This is a genomic window from Rhizobium viscosum, from assembly GCF_014873945.1.
In the GTDB taxonomy this organism is placed as follows: Bacteria; Pseudomonadota; Alphaproteobacteria; order Rhizobiales; family Rhizobiaceae; genus Rhizobium; species Rhizobium viscosum.
In genome coordinates, this window is record NZ_JADBEC010000001.1 from 1,966,911 (window position 1) to 1,982,009 (window position 15,099).

Genomic DNA, 15,099 nt, shown 5'->3' on the forward strand with positions numbered 1-15,099 from the left:
CGTCACGCTAAGCTCTGGGCGCTGATTGCGCAATTATTTCAGGATGGTGAAACCCTGAGCCGTGAAGAAGGGGGCAGCCTTGTCCGACTTCAGGAAGTCGAGATAGGCAGCGGCATCCGGGTTCTTGCTCTCGGCAAGCAGGGCGATCGGATAGATAATCGGCGGGTGGGAATCGGCCGGGAAGGTGCCGACGATCGCAACGCCCTTATCGGCGGCGGCATCGGTTTGATAAACGATGCCGTAAGGCGCTTCGCCGCGGGAAACGAGGGCAAGGGCTGCGCGCACGCTTTCTGAATAGGCAACCTTGCTCTCGACGGACTTCCAGACGCCGAGTTTGTCGAGCGCTGTCTGGCCATACTTGCCGGCCGGAACCGACCTCGGCTCGCCCATGGCGAGCTTGCCGTCGCCGATGAGGCTTGCGAGATCGAAGCCTGCCTTGATTTCGACCGGCTTCTGCTTGCCGTTCTCAGCGACCAGAACAAGGCGGTTGCCGAGCAGGTTGGAGCGCGTGTCCGCCTTGATCAGCTTTTTATCGGCGACGTAATCCATCCAGCTCAGGTCGGCAGAAATGAAGACGTCAGCCGGGGCTGCATTTTCGATCTGTTTTGCCAGTGCGCCGCTTGCTGCGTAGGAAGCAACGGCTTCCTTGCCGCTTTCCTTGGCCCAGGCCGCATTGGCCGCATCAAGCGCATCCTTGAGACTTGCGGCAGCGAAGACCGTTACCTTTTCGGCGGCTGCGGCAGGCGTCGAAAGCGCTGCTGCGCCAAGCCAGATGGCCGAGATCGCGGCGGTTGCCAGTTTCATCCAGTGGCGGCGGCTCTGCATAATTTCTTCTCTCCGGATTCGAAATATTTAGACGAATATAACGGTGTGCGGGCTTTGACTAGAGTTGTATTTCATAAAACATAACGACGGCGGAGGTCTGATTTTCCCAAGCCGCTTCTTCACGCATTCGTGAGGTGCATGGCTCTTCTCGAGCCGAAAGCTCGTGAGGAAAAAATGTGGCGCATCCACCTGGTAAACGACAAGGGATCTGGCGAGCCAGTTTGGATCAACCTGTTTTTGCTGATTAAATTGGCAGCGAATTCGATCCTGCTCCGCGAAGGTTTGCATTCTGTGCATTGCTGCAATGCACCAGCCTATATTCACTTTCTGAACAAATGTGCTAAAAGACAATCATCCGACGGCTTCTCCTCCTCCTCCCATAGCCGTCCGATAGGATCGACAACACTCCTCCTCCCAGTTGTCGATCAAGTTTTAAGCCCGACGCACCTCCTCCCGCGTCGGGCTTTTCATTTCCGGGAACTTCCAAACAATCCGATTATTCCGCGGCCTTGTGCTGATCGCCGTTGCGGATGGCTGTCGAGCTCAAAGTCGAGCGTGGACCGTGAATGAAGGTCCAGGCCGGCGCCGGCTTCTTCCAGAGAACGCGGGCGTCATCTTCATCGATGCGCGCAAAGGCGAAGGTCTTGGCCATTTTCGAGGAAAGGTAAGAGAGCGTCGAGCCTGGCCGGTCGATGACAGCGATCGGGAAGGTTCGCGCGATATTCTGCCATTTCTGCCAGCGATGGAAATTTTCCAGGCTGTCGGCGCCCATGATCCAGATGAAATGCACATGCGGATTGCGGGCTTTCACGCGGGCAAGCGTATTGGCCGTGTAGCTCACGCCAAATGCCTGTTCGAAGGCGGTGACCTTGATATGTGGGTCGGTGGCGATCGCCTCGCTGCGCGCTAAACGCTCCGAAAGTGGTGCCAGATGATTGCGGCTCTTCAACGGATTGCCCGGTGTCACCATCCACCAAAGCTGATCCAGCCCCAGGCGGCGGATGGCGATTTCGGCGACCAGAGCATGGCCCTCATGCGGCGGATTGAACGAGCCGCCGAACAGACCGACGATCATGCCGCGTTCGCTGTGCGGCATGCGGAGATAGCGCCGGTCTATATGCTCTGTGGTCACGTCAGGGCCGCGTCTGTCCGTGACCGCGAACGCGGTATTTGAAGGAGGTGAGTTGTTCGACACCGACTGGGCCACGCGCATGCATCTTGCCGGTGGCGATGCCGATCTCCGCACCCATGCCGAATTCGCCGCCATCGGCAAACTGAGTGGAGGCATTGTGCAGCAGGATGGCCGAGTCGATCTCCGTGAAGAAGCGTTCGACAACCTCAGGGTCTTCGGCAAGCACGGCTTCGGTATGGTTCGACGAATATTTCTGGATATGGTCGATCGCGCCGGAAATGCCGTCAACGACGGCAACGGAAATGACGGCATCCAGATATTCGGTCGACCAGTCCTCTTCGGTGGCAGGCTTCAGGCCGGCTACGGCCTTGAGAACCGTGGCCGAACCGCGAACCTCGCAGCCGGCTTCAACTAGGACCTCGATCAGCGGCGTCAGATGCGTGCCGATGGCGGCACCGTCGACCAGCAGGGTCTCGGCTGCGCCGCAGACGCCGGTGCGGCGCATCTTGGCATTGACGATGATGTTCTTGGCCATTTCGAGATCGGCGGACGCATCGACATAGATATGGCAGAGGCCTTCGAGATGGGCGAAAACCGGTACGCGTGCCTCGCTCTGGACGCGGGCAACGAGGCTCTTGCCGCCGCGCGGCACGATAACATCGATTGTACCATCAAGCCCGCGCAGCATGGCGCCGACAGCGGCGCGATCGGTCACGGGCACAAGCTGGATCGTATGTTCCGGCAGCCCGGCTGCCTTCAGGCCCTCGACCATGCAGGCATGGATCGCAGCCGAGGAACGGCGCGAATCCGAGCCGCAGCGCAGGATGACGGCGTTGCCTGCCTTCAGGCAAAGCGCACCGGCGTCGGCCGTGACGTTCGGGCGGCTTTCGAAGATGACGCCGATGACGCCGAGCGGCGTGCGGACACGTTCGATCTTCAGGCCATTCGGGCGATCCCAGGCGGCAATGACTTCGCCGACAGGGTCGGGAAGAGCGGCAATCGCGCGGATTCCCTCGGCCATTTCCGTGACGCGCTTGTCGTTCAGCGTCAGTCGATCGATGAAGGAGGCGAGCATGTCCGTGCCCTCCACATCCTTCAAATCTTTCGCATTTTCCGAAAGGATATGGGCTTTGTTCGCAAGAATGGCATCCGCCATCGCGTTCAGAGCCTTGTTCTTGGCATCGGTGGAAGCAAAGCCCAATGGTCGCGCGGCGGCCTTGGCCTTGCGGCCGATGTCGTTCATCAGCACGTCAATGTCAGGGCTTAGCGCAACTGTATCAAGCATAGCTTGCGTCCTTCTTCTGCCTTTCCGATTTCGAACCGATTTGCGCCGTCATGACCATATCGTCGCGATGGACCATGGCGGCGCGGCCGGGATAACCGAGGATCGCCTCGATGTCAGCCGATTTGCGGCCGGCGATCTGGCGAGCTTCCTCTGCGTCGTAGCTGACCAGTCCACGGGCGATCTCGCGGCCGGAGGGGGCGATGATCGCAACCGTATCGCCGCGGGCGAAATTACCGGAGATGCTGCGCACGCCGGCGGGCAGCAGGCTCTTGCCGGCGCCGAGTGCTGTGACTGCACCGTCATCGAGATGCAGCATGCCGGCCGGCTGAAGCTGTCCGGCGATCCAGGTCTTGCGGGCGGTGACGGGCGTGCCCGAAGGCGCAAACCAGGAGGAACGCGCACCGTTTTCGATTGCCGAAAGCGGGCTTTCCGTTTTGCCCGACGCGATGATCATCGCGCAGCCCGAAGTCGTCGCGATCTTGCCGGCATCGATCTTGGTGCGCATGCCGCCGCGTGAGAGTTCGGAGGCCGCACCACCGGCCATCGCTTCGATCTCGGGCGTGATTTCCGCAATGGTTTCCAGAAATTGCGCATCGGGATCGAGATGCGGCGGGGCGGTGTAGAGACCGTCTATATCGGAGAGAAGGATTAGCAGGTCGGCGCCGGTCATGGTGGCGACACGGGCGGCCAGACGGTCGTTATCACCATAGCGGATTTCGCTGGTCGCGACCGTATCGTTCTCGTTGATGATCGGCACGGCGCCGATCTTCAGAAGCTGGTTGATAGTGGCGCGGGCGTTGAGGTAACGGCGCCGTTCTTCGGTATCGCCGAGGGTCAGCAGGATCTGGCCGGCGACGATCTCATCGTGTGAGAGGCTTTCGGACCAAGCGCGTGCCAACGCGATCTGGCCGACGGCCGCTGCCGCCTGACTTTCCTCCAGCTTCAGGGCGCCGGAGGGAAGATCGAGCACCGAGCGGCCAAGAGCGATAGCCCCTGACGATACCACGAGGATATCGACGCCTTTGGACTTCAGCGCAGCGATATCAGCGCACATGGCATCGAGCCATGATTTCTTCAGACCGGTTTTGCGATCGACCAAGAGTGCCGAGCCGATCTTGATGACGACGCGGCGATATCGGTCCAGCGATTTGCGGCTACTCATCGCTCTCGTCCTCGTCGGTGAGGATCATGTCGCGATGGCGCAGCTTCGGTGTCTTGGCCGGCTTTTCCTCGGTATTGGCTTCGACGATGATGTCGCGCAGCGCGCGCAGCACTTCCGTCATTCCCTTGCCGGTGACGGCGGAGATCAGGAAGGGTGTCTTGCCGCAGGCCTTGGCGAGTTCCTTGGCCTTCTTCTTCAGGGTCGCATCGTCGAGTACGTCGATCTGCGAGAGCGCGACGATTTCCGGCTTGTCCACCAGGTCGTTGCCATAGGCTTCGAGCTCGTGCTTCACCGTCTTGTAGGCCTTGCCGACCTTTTCTTCCTGGGAAGAGACGAGATGCAGCAGCACACGCGTGCGCTCGACATGGCCGAGGAAACGGTCGCCGATGCCCACGCCCTCATGGGCGCCTTCGATAAGACCGGGAATATCGGCAAGGATGAATTCCCGCTCGTCGATGGTCGCGACCCCGAGGTTGGGGTGCAGCGTCGTGAAGGGGTAATTGGCGATCTTCGGACGCGCGCGCGTGACCGAAGCAAGGAAGGTCGACTTGCCGGCATTCGGCAGGCCGACGAGGCCGGCATCGGCAATCAGCTTCAGGTGCAGCCAGATGGTTTTTTCTTCGCCCTCCAGGCCAGGATTGGCCCAGTCCGGTGCCTGATTGACCGAGGATTTGAAGTGGGCGTTGCCGAAGCCGCCGTTGCCGCCTTTTGCGAGGCAGAAGCGCTGGCCTTCCTCGGTCAGGTCGCAGATGAGGCTTTCCTGATCCTCCTCGAAGATCTGCGTGCCGACTGGAACCTTGAGCGTCACGTCGTCGCCGTTGGCGCCGGTGCGGTTCTTGCCCATGCCGTGCATGCCGACCTTGGCCTTGAAGTGCTGCTGGTAGCGAAAATCGATCAGCGTATTGAGACCGTTGACGGCCTCGACCCAGACGTCGCCTCCGCGCCCGCCGTCGCCTCCGTCAGGCCCGCCGAACTCGATGAATTTCTCACGACGGAAGGAAACGCTGCCCGCGCCGCCATCACCCGACCGGATATAGACCTTTGCTTCATCGAGAAATTTCATTTTACTTCCAGTACTCGGTGCGTTTGGGCGACCCCACTTGGCCCATTCGATATAGGCGGTTCAGGCGGAGGTCAAAGAATATCGTGATTTTTGCGAGCTATAACATACAGTACGGCTTCGGTCTCGATGGCAGATACGATCTGGAACGCATCGCCAGAAATCTCGAAGGTGCTGATGTCATCGCGCTGCAGGAGGTGACGAGAGGCTTCGGCCGGAACGATTATGCCGACATGCCTGGTACCATCGCGGCGCTCTTTCCCGACCATTTCTGGGTCTATGGACCGGCCTGCGACATGCATGTCGAGGCGCCGGAGGGCCAGGTTTCGCTGCAGCGCGGCACCCGTTTCCAGTTCGGCAATATGGTTCTGTCGCGCTGGCCCATCCTGTCGACGCGAACGCTGCTTCTGCCGCGCAGCCGTACGGTCGACAAGGTCAATTTGCAGCGCGGTGCGACGGAAGCCGTTATTGCCATGCCTGAGGGTGCTCTCCGCGTCTATTCCGTTCATCTCGACCACGTTTCGATCGATGAGCGCATTGCGCAGCTCCACTATCTCGGCGGCCGCATCAATGCGTTCATTCATGAAGGCGCGTCGCTGACCGGAGGCTGCGAACTCGGGCTGCCCGAGCCGCCGCTGCCGGAGGATTACGTGATCATGGGCGATTTCAATATGGAGCCGGAATCGCCGGAATACTGCACCTTCGCTGGTGCTTTTGACGGGTTTTACGGCCGCACGGCGCGGATCGGCACGCCGATCGACGCCTTTGCGGCGCTTGGCGCCTACAGGCCCGGCAGCTACAGCTGGATGGATCCGGAAGATCACGGCAAGCGCATGCATATCGATTACTGTTTCGTCAGTTGCGGCCTCAAGGACCGGTTGAAATCCGCTGTCATTGAGACGAATTTCCCAGGTTCCGATCATTTTCCCTTGCGGGTCGAGATCGGCGATTGAAAGGACGCCGCCCTTAAAGCGTGCCGCGATCTTTCAGATCGCTCACCTCGCTTTAGGGTCTTTGTTTCGTGCATGTCGTTATCGCAAAACCGCTGCACACTTTTGCGCGACATGCACCAGAGCGGCGTCCTTCCTATGTCAGGCGACCTTTTTCTGCTGCAGAGCGCCGGGCTGCAGCACGGTTTCGATATGAGCGACCATGGTATTGCGAGCGAAGGAGTAGATTTCGCTGCAGCCGGTCATCCGGAAACCGAGCTTTTCCTGCAGCCGAAGCGATGCAGGATTGTCGGCAAAGACGCCCGAATGAACCGGGACGTCAGGCATGCGCCGCGAGAAACGCTCCAGCACGGCTTCCGCCGCCTCGCTCATATAGCCGCGCTGCCAGTAGTAGCGGTTCAGCCAGTAACCGAGGTGCCAGCGGCCGTGACGGAGTTCGATCGACACATTGCCGATATGAACATCATCACTGCCGGTGATCGCCAAACTCCAATCAGGCATGACGCCTGACGTAACCGGGATCAGCCAGTCCAACGCATCCTGCCGGTCGTAGGGGGCGGGAACGCGGGCCAGCATGCGGGTGACCGCGAAATCGGAAAGCGATTCCGCAATTGCCGGAGCGTCACTCAGCCTGTGCGGGCGAAGCGTCAGCCTTGCCGTGGTGATGACCGGCGCAGGGCCGGGCATCATGGGCTTGCTCTTGGGCCGCTGAAGGGTAACCGAGCTCATGAGATTGCCCCCCAGCTTCTCAGTGACATCCAGGTCTTGCGGTCGAGCCGGTACCATTCGACCGGCACGTTGCTGCCGAGCGCCAGCGATGCGGCAAGGCCGGATCCCTGGAACTGGAAGCCGCACTTCTGGATGACGCGGCGCGAGGCAACGTTCATGACCCGGCAGCGGGCGTCGATCTGCTCGACCTGCTGCCGTGTCCTGAACACCATGTCGACGAGGGCATGGCAGGCCTCGGTCATATAACCCTGGTTCCAATAGGGTTCGCCCAGCCAGTAGCCGATCTCGACGGTCTTCTCGTCGGTATGCGGTTCTACCCCGCAGCACCCCATGAAGGCACCGTTTTCGGCCTTGGTGATGGCATAGACGCACTTGCCAATCTCGCCATTTCGCGTACGCCAAACAAAGTCGGCGGCATCATTGGCGGTATATGGGTGCGGCATACGCGATACCATGGTGGCGACTTTGGCGTTGTTGGCGAGATGGGCAAGGGCGTCAATGTCTTCCTCGTGCGGCGCGCGCATGACGAGCCGTTCCGATAACAAGACAGGGCAATCGGTCCTTAACCGCTCCGGCCTCAGCCGTTCCATGGAAGACCGCTGGTCTTCCCGGGGTGACCGTGATTGGTCGACCCTTATCAATTCGCCTTGCATGTTCAGTCCTCCTGTTTGGACAAAGAAAAAGGGGAGATGGCGCCCCATCTCCCCTGTTTTCTGGACTGAACCTGGTACGGTCAGCCGGGTCGATGAGACGCCGGCTGTTTTAGAGCGCTACCGGCTTATTCCGCTGCTTCCGCTTTCGGCATTACAGACACGTACACGCGACCATTGGCCTTCGTTCGGTAGTCCACATTGCCAGCCGTAAGCGCAAAAATAGTGTGATCCTTGCCGAGGCCGACATTGGCGCCCGGATGCCACTGCGTACCGCGCTGGCGAACGATGATGTTGCCGGCTACGACGTTCTCGCCGCCGAACTTCTTCACGCCGAGGCGCTTGGAATCGGAATCGCGACCGTTACGCGAGGAACCGCCAGCTTTTTTATGTGCCATTGGAGTTCTCCTTTAAACCTGAAACCCGTTGATCTTACTTGGCGGCCACGATGTCCGTGATGCGGACAACCGTGTGATGCTGGCGATGGCCGCGCGAACGCTTCGAATTCTGACGACGACGCTTCTTGAAGGCGATAACCTTCTTGCCGCGGGTCTGGTCGACGACTTCCGCCTTGACGGAGGCGCCGGCTACGAAGGGCGCACCGATCGCCGCGTCGGCGCCTTCGCCGATCACGAGGACTTCGGTGAATTCAATGGAGTCGCCAGCGGAGGCTTCAAGCTTCTCGATGGTCAGCACGTCATTGGCTGCCACACGGTACTGCTTACCGCCGGTCTTGATGACTGCGAACATTATTTTATCCTTTCATGTTCGATCCAGCTCTCCCCGCGGATCGCAGGTGGCTGTCTTCTTATCAGTCGAAGTTAAGCAGGGATTTCAGGGAACTAGCCCGGAACTCTGGTCTGCCGGTGAAACCCCGCGCGAGCGCGAGGCGGGCAAGGGGCGGATTACTCCACTCCTATTGCGGATGCGGGATACGCGAGTGACAGAAAGGTGTCAAGGCAAAAGGATGGAAAAGCTTGAGATTTCGGCTTGCCAGTCTGTCATTTGCTCGTTATGAGAACGCCCGCGCCGAACAAGCGCCGACCAAGACCGCGGAGAGGTGGCAGAGTGGTCGAATGCACCGCACTCGAAATGCGGCATACCTGCAAGGGTATCGTGGGTTCAAATCCCACCCTCTCCGCCATTTTGGACCGGTCCATTCTGGACACATAGGTTACGGTTTATACCGGAGACATGGGTAACACTTTTGGCCCGAAGGGGTTTTGGAGTGGTTCGAGCCTGCATGTCTCATCATCGAAGTATCCCAAATCATAGTCCATGAAGCTAGCCAGCCAGATATGGTCCTCGACCTGTTTGATGCCGACGGTCTGACCGGCAAAGACGAGGCTGAGATTGATCTTCTTGCGGTCGAAACAGATGCGTCCGCATGTGGTGACGGTGACGGCCTTGTCGTGAAACGGATAATCGAGGTCAGGCAGGCCAGTATAGCTGCGCGGTGACGCCGCGTAGCACTCGGCCGGGCAATGCATGTCGAGCGCCTGGTGCGGCCGCTCATTGTTGAAGCAGTCGATGAAGTCGTCGAACTTTGCCTGCTGCTGAAGGAAGTTGGCGGCGGCTGGCTTGGTGGTCTCCAGCTTCAGAGTGAGGTGCATGCGCTCATGGCGCCCGTTCTGCTGCGGGCAGCCCGGTTTGATGCGCTCGATGTCGATGCCCAGGCGCAGCCACCAGACCGACAGCTTGCTGAGGTTGAACAGCGCGTTGGGGCTTGCGAAAGGAACCCCGTTGTCGGTGCGAATGGCGTTGGGCAGGCCAAACTCTTTGAATACGCTTTCGAATACGGTGAAGGCATAGGCTTCCTTGGTGGTCGAGAGCGCTTCGCAGGCGATCAGATAGCGACTGGCAAAGTCGGTGATCGTCAGCGGATAGCAATAGCGCCGGTCGGCGAGCATGAACTCGCCCTTGTAGTCGGCACACCACAGCTCGTTGGGCCGACAGGAGTGGGAAAGCGCTGTCCCCGTCGCCTTGTTGCGTCGCCGCTTGCGGCGCTCGACCATGTCGTGCCGGTCGAGAACCGCATGCACCGTCGAGATCGCCGGCCTGTGCACATCCGGGTACAGCCGGGCCAACCGTTCGCGTATCTTCGGCGCACCCCAAGTCGGCTTGTCCTGCTTCAGGCGCACAATCAGCTTCTCGATTTGAAACGGAAGCTGATTGGCATGGCGGTAAGGCCGGCGCGATCGATCCGTCAGCCCTTCCAGGCCGCTGTCGTTGTAGCGTGTGAGGATCTTGTAACCCGTCTTGCGCGAGATATCGAACTCCCGGCAAAGCACGGCCATCTTCTCGCCGTCCAGCAGCCGGGCGATGAACTTCAGCCGCTCTTCCATGACGTTACACTCCTTCCAAGGCACCTTGCTCTCCTTGCAAAGGGCCGAAAGTGTAACCCATCTAGCCGGAATGAACTGTCACCCATCTCTCAGGAAGGGCAACCTTGGGCCTCAAGGCATTACCGCGATCTGTTGATTTCTCTTGGTATGAGATGCCCTTGCTAAGTGTGGTAAGGGCCGCATTCGCGGCACGTTCTGCTACTACAAGATATTCTGACTGCTATCTATTGAGCCGGATGCGGGCTCGGATGTCCACTCACTTTGCTACCGTCTCCCACGCAGCAGGGCAGGAATATTTTGTTTCCGTGTCTTAAGTTTGCTGAAATCGCCGGAGATTATTGCGTTCCTTATCGCTGATATCGCATGCGGCAGGGCTTGAATGGTCGCCTTATCTCCCAAATATTCGGCGCCAATTTTTTGTATATATAAAGCAGCAGACAGGGCATCGACCCATCTCTCGGTATCTGCGCAATAACTGAACAGTGCGTCGCTCGCTTTAACGAGAGATCTCCGATCTAGTTCATTTAAAGCCGCTTCATTTACCTGTATGGATTTAAGCTCTTTAATAGCGGATCCGGCGCGGCCTAATCGTTTCAAACATAAAGCCAGGTTTAATTGCCGCCTGATGAGGGATGGATGCCTAGCGGGAAGGTTTTTCTCAGCGAGATCTATAGACTCTCTTAATACATCAAGTGCTTCTTCTTCCCTCTCGCTTCTAACAAGGAAGTCTCCAAGGTTGTTCAGGCGTATGCCAAGATGATACCTCCCGCCGTCACCAGCTTTCCGTAATTTATCGACGCAGTCCTTCGTGATATTAATAGCCTCTTGCAAGCGTCCAAGTTCGCCCAAACAAGCGGCAACGTTTGCCTCAATCCTAGTAATGAAAAGATCGTCTTCATCTTTGTTCTGCTGCAAAATCTTCAAAGCGGCCTTAAAGTGCTTTAAAGCCGCTAATTGATTATCCTCAGCAGCGGCCATCGACGCTTTGCATACTGCAAGTTGTATTTCTGCATCACTATCGACTGCGGGCAGTTTCCGGATTGCCGATTCGGCTGTCTTTACGACGAGTTTGGCATGCGCGAATTCGCCTGCCGCCGCGTTGGTCAAAGCCTCAACAGCCAAAAGCCGGACAATAACGTAGGGATCCAGATCCCCAGACAACGCAGCTTTCGCTTCGTTAAACGTAGCAAGGAGTTTCCCCCTGTCGCCGTTCATTTCGATCTGATCCAGTAGTCCGATTAAGGTATTAATGCTGGGCTCGAGATAAAACGCGCGTCTCGATAGAGTTTCAGCTTCGGCGAACCGCAAATCTAAGAACGCCAAAGTGGCCCGAGCGGAAACCATCTCGGCTTCCAGCCTTGAATTTAGGTGTGAGGATTTTCCAATTTCTTCAATTAAGCGTTCAGCGCTTGCAAAGGAGCCGGCTTTAATTTCCCTCCTGAGTTCTTCTAAATTTCCAGATATGCGCTTCTCTTCTAGATTGTGGAGTAACGCCCCAAGCTGTATCTGGGCATTTTCTACGTATTCTAGATATTTTTGAGGGTCGCGAATTATCTCGTTGAGATTATCAATTTGTTTCTGCAGATATTCTATCTGCTGTTTCGCAATGTTCGCTTCGGCTTTAAGTAAGGACTCGCTAATATTGCGTATCTCTATTTGTTGATTTCTAATTTCTTCAGTTCTTTTCTCGATTGCATTTAGATGTTCTTCCGGAGTGATCCCTATCTGTATGCGTTCAACATTTCCAGATATTTGGATGTTTCCACTTCCGCCAATAATTTTATTTATAGACCGAATCCCGAACATTAGCCGCGCTGCTCGTTATCATCGCCGCTTTCGATGATGTTCTTTGTATTTCCAGTGCCCCCTATTTGGATGTTGCGTGAGCCTCCAGTTATTAGATTATGGGTTTTCTTTCTTCTCTGCCGCTGAATGAATAGGTAAGGGAGCCCCACCACGGCGCAGATTGCGGAGACAATGGTTGCCCAGCCGGTTATGGATTCAAACATAAAAATTCCTGATATCGTTGGAGATTGCATTTTGGATTGAATAATCCGCGCGAGGTTGTATGTCGAGATTGATTTTCAATGCAGAATGGTGAGCTAGCGACGGCCGAACGCGCGGGAAACAAACATGTCAATCACCCGGCGCTGGCTCAACGCCGGGTGATCCCACATTTCTTTCAGCAATTCCAAAACCGGACAGGATTTTGCACGTGCTTGAGTTCGTGGGCCGTTATCCGTTTGCCTCTCGCGCCGACGTAGAGATCCCATATCTCTTTCGGTGCATCCCGCCCGATAAAGCCGAGCCTATGTGCCTCAGAGCCATCGGCATAAGGGACGTCAGGGAAGTTGTCGGCAGTTGCGGCCATCCACCTCTCGGCCTCAAACGCTCCTACAACCACGCCGCGGACAACAGCGAGCACATACTGAGCATTCTCAGCGCGTGACCTTGAAATTCTCCAGCAATAGCGGACGAGATTGTAGATTGCTCGACGATCGAACCTATTATCAAGCTTGTTAATGTTGATCAGGACAAGGCGATGCTCAGGGTTCGAAGGAAATGCCGGCAGGCTGTATTTGTCCACGATCTCGACATGGTTCATGGGGCCGCGGTCGCTGCTGGCGTGACCACCCTGAATGTTGGTGAGGCCTGGATAGGCATCGATCAATGCAGCCTCGACTTCAAAGATCGCTGCCTCAGGAATCTCATGACGATGGATGACATGTAGCACTTCAAGTCCAGCATTCTTTATCGCCCGGATGCGATCGAGCTTCGATCCAAGTGTCTGGCTATCGTCATCTGCTAAGTCCGCGACGCCGGCGGCATGATCGAATACGCGATTGTTACGACCTTTGCCGACGTAAAACGTCTCGCCGTTCCGCGGATCGATAAGGCGATAGACGTAGTAGCCGAGCCGCTCACATACTTCTTCAGAAAATCGCAAGGCTGTCCCTCAGTTCAAGCTGATGATCTTCGCCGGCGAAAAGTTCTGAAACTTCTTAACCCCGCTGACCATTCCCTTGCCTGGCATGGGTGTGCCAATCGACCCTTTTAGCCAGCACTGCTTCTTTGAGTAATTGTAGGTGAAGGCCATGCAGCGACTGTCGTCAACGCAGGCGAGGCGACAGTCGATCGGCGTCTTGGCGGTGCTGTGAGGGCGCGGGGAGAGATCACCGCCTCGAAAGTCAACGTCGTGAAAGAGTGCGCTCTGCGGGTCGATCGTTCCAAGAGCAAATGTGGGCGGGTCGGCGTCGGCACCGCTGAGGAATCGGCCTGAGAAGGCGATACTATTTCCATCTGCCCGGCCCGCGCTGGATTTGAGGAAGCAGTTCGGCCCTTTTGTGATCTTTGGGTTGGCGTTGAAGGTGAAGGCCTTGCATTGACCGTTCATGACCAGACAGTTCTGGGCGCATTCGGCTGCGTCGCTTGTTCGGATCGAAGAAATGTCGTCGCCGAAGAGGTCCAAGCCGGTATAGATGGCGATCCGATTTGGACGCTTTGTGAACTCTTCGATCGGTGAGAGTTTCGCTTGTGTCTGCGGCGTCGGTGTAGTGATTACTGCTGTTTCGGTCGAGTGCGGCTGATCCGATGTCGCTCGCTGCGTCGTTGGTCCCGTCACGCTCATCGCGTCTGGGGCGGGCAAAGACGAATCTGGTGCTGCCGGTGTGCCGGCAGCCGTGGACGGCATTGGCTCACCGCCAGTTCGATTGAGCTTATAATGCTCAATCTCTTCTGGCGTGAAGACGTGCATGTCATTCGGTGGCGTCTTGAACATGACGCTCAACACGTCCACAGGAGTATCGAAGCGGTTGAGGACGTCAATGATGTCGGAAATCGTGAGCTGCGCTCCCACAAGATCCGAAGCATCAGACGATATCTGGTGCACGCCGAGCTTGCCGTCGACTTTCCGCTCGACACCCGCAAGAAACATATAAGCACATGCCGATAAGCATGCGCTGTCTTTCGGGATGTAGGTTGCGAGCTTCCGCTCGCGAATGTCGTCTGCCATCAGCAAACCCATTTGCACGGCGCCGCCTGAGCTGTTCAAGGTAACAAGTTTAGCGCCTGGCGCTGCATGAAGAGCGCGCCGGAAGTTGAGTGCTGAGCCGACGTCGATATCGCCGTTCATCACTATGACATCTGGCTTGGCGTCATCCACGACAAACGGACCAAAGACTTTCTCAGACGCGGCGGCAGGACTGGTCATTGTTGTTCCACATAGCGCAGCGCTCACCACGGCAGATCGAAGCAATTTACGCATGAACAAGCTCCCAGCCCGAGATTATCAAACTACATACGCCTCAACCTGACAAGGTTGTTGCAGGCCCGACGCTGCATATTCTGGATTGCGGTTAATCGACGACGTCTGTGCCGGGATAATCCTTGGCACCCCTCCAGGGGCATCCTACGCGTGATCTTCAATAGCGATTGGAGATCACATGGCAACAATCCAAAAACTCAGAGGACGATGGCAAGCACGGGTTCGTGGCGCGGTATGAAGTCCCGCTGCAAGTCGTTCGACAACAAGCTCGAAGCGGAGAAGTGAGCACGTGACCTAGCCGACATCGGAATCGTGTAGCGGCTTGCCCTTTGCCTGAAGTCATTGATCGGCGCCATCGCTGGCGACAGCATCATCACGCATCTGCTGCACGCGTGGCAAAGGTTCGGCCGCCATATCCATGCCGCCGGCAACCGGCTGCAGCCCTTTGCCGATCGCCGAGCCGAAGGCATCGGCCGCCGCTCCGCCGGCCAGCCTTTTCAGTATATTCTGGCCGCAGCGCGAAACGATCCTAATTTTCCTGATAGAGGGGGACTTTCGCCACGTCATCCAGCCTTTCGCCTTTCCTGTATTGCTGAGAGGGCGTCGGGAGAAGTCAGCGGCGAGAAAGGCCCATTTGTTTTCGGGGCCTGCATAGGATGCATAAGATGCATAAGATGCATAGGCAGTTTTCCACTGC

15 protein-coding genes and 1 tRNA gene are annotated in these 15,099 nt (G+C 57.3%); 2 read left to right on the forward strand and 14 right to left on the reverse strand.

Going from position 1 to position 15,099, the window contains the following annotated elements; translation table 11 throughout:
- Positions 1 to 33: 33 nt before the first annotated feature.
- The 5 genes from modA to obgE form a co-directional block, all read right to left on the reverse strand.
- A complete protein-coding gene (modA, locus tag H4W29_RS09800; RefSeq protein WP_192728751.1) occupies positions 34 to 825 on the reverse strand; it encodes a molybdate ABC transporter substrate-binding protein in 792 nt (263 codons plus the stop codon).
- A 496-nt stretch (positions 826 to 1,321) separates the two neighbouring features.
- A complete protein-coding gene (locus tag H4W29_RS09805) occupies positions 1,322 to 1,921 on the reverse strand; it encodes a nicotinate-nucleotide adenylyltransferase (protein WP_210332275.1) in 600 nt (199 codons plus the stop codon).
- Between the two features lie 37 nt (positions 1,922 to 1,958).
- Positions 1,959 to 3,242 (reverse strand): glutamate-5-semialdehyde dehydrogenase, encoded by a 1,284-nt coding sequence (locus H4W29_RS09810; protein WP_192728753.1) that lies wholly within the window; start codon positions 3,240 to 3,242, stop codon positions 1,959 to 1,961.
- A complete protein-coding gene (proB, locus tag H4W29_RS09815) occupies positions 3,235 to 4,404 on the reverse strand; it encodes a glutamate 5-kinase (protein WP_192728754.1) in 1,170 nt (389 codons plus the stop codon). The genes H4W29_RS09810 and proB overlap by 8 nt, the downstream gene beginning before the upstream one ends.
- Positions 4,397 to 5,467 carry a GTPase ObgE gene (obgE, locus tag H4W29_RS09820; RefSeq protein WP_192728755.1) on the reverse strand — a complete coding sequence of 357 codons (1,071 nt, stop codon included), beginning with the start codon at positions 5,465 to 5,467 and terminating at the stop codon, positions 4,397 to 4,399. The genes proB and obgE overlap by 8 nt, the downstream gene beginning before the upstream one ends.
- Before the next feature lie 83 nt (positions 5,468 to 5,550).
- On the opposite strand from obgE, the gene H4W29_RS09825 reads away from it, so the two are divergent.
- Positions 5,551 to 6,417, forward strand: coding sequence for an endonuclease/exonuclease/phosphatase family protein (locus H4W29_RS09825; protein ID WP_192728756.1), 867 nt, complete (start codon positions 5,551 to 5,553; stop codon positions 6,415 to 6,417).
- Positions 6,418 to 6,555: 138 nt separating this feature from the next.
- On the opposite strand, the gene H4W29_RS09830 is transcribed toward H4W29_RS09825, so the two are convergent.
- From H4W29_RS09830 to rplU, 4 genes are all read right to left on the reverse strand, one after another.
- Positions 6,556 to 7,143, reverse strand: coding sequence for a GNAT family N-acetyltransferase (locus H4W29_RS09830; protein WP_113206096.1), 588 nt, complete (start codon positions 7,141 to 7,143; stop codon positions 6,556 to 6,558).
- Positions 7,140 to 7,796 (reverse strand): GNAT family N-acetyltransferase, encoded by a 657-nt coding sequence (locus tag H4W29_RS09835; protein WP_192728757.1) that lies wholly within the window; start codon positions 7,794 to 7,796, stop codon positions 7,140 to 7,142. The genes H4W29_RS09830 and H4W29_RS09835 overlap by 4 nt, the downstream gene beginning before the upstream one ends.
- A gap of 125 nt (positions 7,797 to 7,921) precedes the next feature.
- Positions 7,922 to 8,191, reverse strand: coding sequence for a 50S ribosomal protein L27 (gene rpmA / locus H4W29_RS09840; RefSeq protein ID WP_007824841.1), 270 nt, complete (start codon positions 8,189 to 8,191; stop codon positions 7,922 to 7,924).
- Between the two features lie 34 nt (positions 8,192 to 8,225).
- The gene (rplU, locus tag H4W29_RS09845) at positions 8,226 to 8,543 is read right to left on the reverse strand and encodes a 50S ribosomal protein L21 (RefSeq protein ID WP_007824851.1); all 318 of its coding nucleotides are present in this window, start codon (positions 8,541 to 8,543) and stop codon (positions 8,226 to 8,228) included.
- Positions 8,544 to 8,847: 304 nt separating this feature from the next.
- On the opposite strand from rplU, the gene H4W29_RS09850 reads away from it, so the two are divergent.
- Positions 8,848 to 8,937, forward strand: a tRNA-Ser gene (locus H4W29_RS09850).
- 37 nt (positions 8,938 to 8,974) lie between these two features.
- On the opposite strand, the gene H4W29_RS09855 is transcribed toward H4W29_RS09850, so the two are convergent.
- From H4W29_RS09855 to H4W29_RS09875, 5 genes are all read right to left on the reverse strand, one after another.
- Positions 8,975 to 10,162, reverse strand: a complete 1,188-nt coding sequence (locus H4W29_RS09855; protein WP_376776556.1) for a helix-turn-helix domain-containing protein — start codon at positions 10,160 to 10,162, stop codon at positions 8,975 to 8,977.
- Positions 10,163 to 10,402: 240 nt separating this feature from the next.
- Complete coding sequence (locus H4W29_RS09860; protein ID WP_192728758.1) at positions 10,403 to 11,944, reverse strand: tetratricopeptide repeat protein; 1,542 nt, start codon at positions 11,942 to 11,944, stop codon at positions 10,403 to 10,405.
- A 376-nt stretch (positions 11,945 to 12,320) separates the two neighbouring features.
- Positions 12,321 to 13,085, reverse strand: coding sequence for an LEM-3-like GIY-YIG domain-containing protein (locus H4W29_RS09865; RefSeq protein WP_192728759.1), 765 nt, complete (start codon positions 13,083 to 13,085; stop codon positions 12,321 to 12,323).
- Between the two features lie 9 nt (positions 13,086 to 13,094).
- Positions 13,095 to 14,402, reverse strand: coding sequence for a PAN domain-containing protein (locus tag H4W29_RS09870; RefSeq protein WP_246517152.1), 1,308 nt, complete (start codon positions 14,400 to 14,402; stop codon positions 13,095 to 13,097).
- A 339-nt stretch (positions 14,403 to 14,741) separates the two neighbouring features.
- On the reverse strand, positions 14,742 to 14,969 hold the full coding sequence (locus H4W29_RS09875; RefSeq protein WP_192728760.1) for a hypothetical protein: 228 nt from the start codon (positions 14,967 to 14,969) through the stop codon (positions 14,742 to 14,744).
- Positions 14,970 to 15,099 lie beyond the last annotated feature (130 nt).

What these genes read in the sequence shown, in the direction of transcription:
- modA (WP_192728751.1), bottom strand. Translation starts at nt 825, where the DNA reads ATGCAGAGCCGCCGCCACTGGATGAAACTGGCAACCGCCGCGATCTCG.
- H4W29_RS09805 (WP_210332275.1), bottom strand. Translation starts at nt 1,921, where the DNA reads ATGCCGCACAGCGAACGCGGCATGATCGTCGGTCTGTTCGGCGGCTCG.
- H4W29_RS09810 (WP_192728753.1), bottom strand. Translation starts at nt 3,242, where the DNA reads ATGCTTGATACAGTTGCGCTAAGCCCTGACATTGACGTGCTGATGAAC.
- proB (WP_192728754.1), bottom strand. Translation starts at nt 4,404, where the DNA reads ATGAGTAGCCGCAAATCGCTGGACCGATATCGCCGCGTCGTCATCAAG.
- obgE (WP_192728755.1), bottom strand. Translation starts at nt 5,467, where the DNA reads ATGAAATTTCTCGATGAAGCAAAGGTCTATATCCGGTCGGGTGATGGC.
- H4W29_RS09830 (WP_113206096.1), bottom strand. Translation starts at nt 7,143, where the DNA reads ATGAGCTCGGTTACCCTTCAGCGGCCCAAGAGCAAGCCCATGATGCCC.
- H4W29_RS09835 (WP_192728757.1), bottom strand. Translation starts at nt 7,796, where the DNA reads ATGCAAGGCGAATTGATAAGGGTCGACCAATCACGGTCACCCCGGGAA.
- rpmA (WP_007824841.1), bottom strand. Translation starts at nt 8,191, where the DNA reads ATGGCACATAAAAAAGCTGGCGGTTCCTCGCGTAACGGTCGCGATTCC.
- rplU (WP_007824851.1), bottom strand. Translation starts at nt 8,543, where the DNA reads ATGTTCGCAGTCATCAAGACCGGCGGTAAGCAGTACCGTGTGGCAGCC.
- H4W29_RS09860 (WP_192728758.1), bottom strand. Translation starts at nt 11,944, where the DNA reads ATGTTCGGGATTCGGTCTATAAATAAAATTATTGGCGGAAGTGGAAAC.
- H4W29_RS09870 (WP_246517152.1), bottom strand. Translation starts at nt 14,402, where the DNA reads ATGCGTAAATTGCTTCGATCTGCCGTGGTGAGCGCTGCGCTATGTGGA.
- H4W29_RS09875 (WP_192728760.1), bottom strand. Translation starts at nt 14,969, where the DNA reads ATGACGTGGCGAAAGTCCCCCTCTATCAGGAAAATTAGGATCGTTTCG.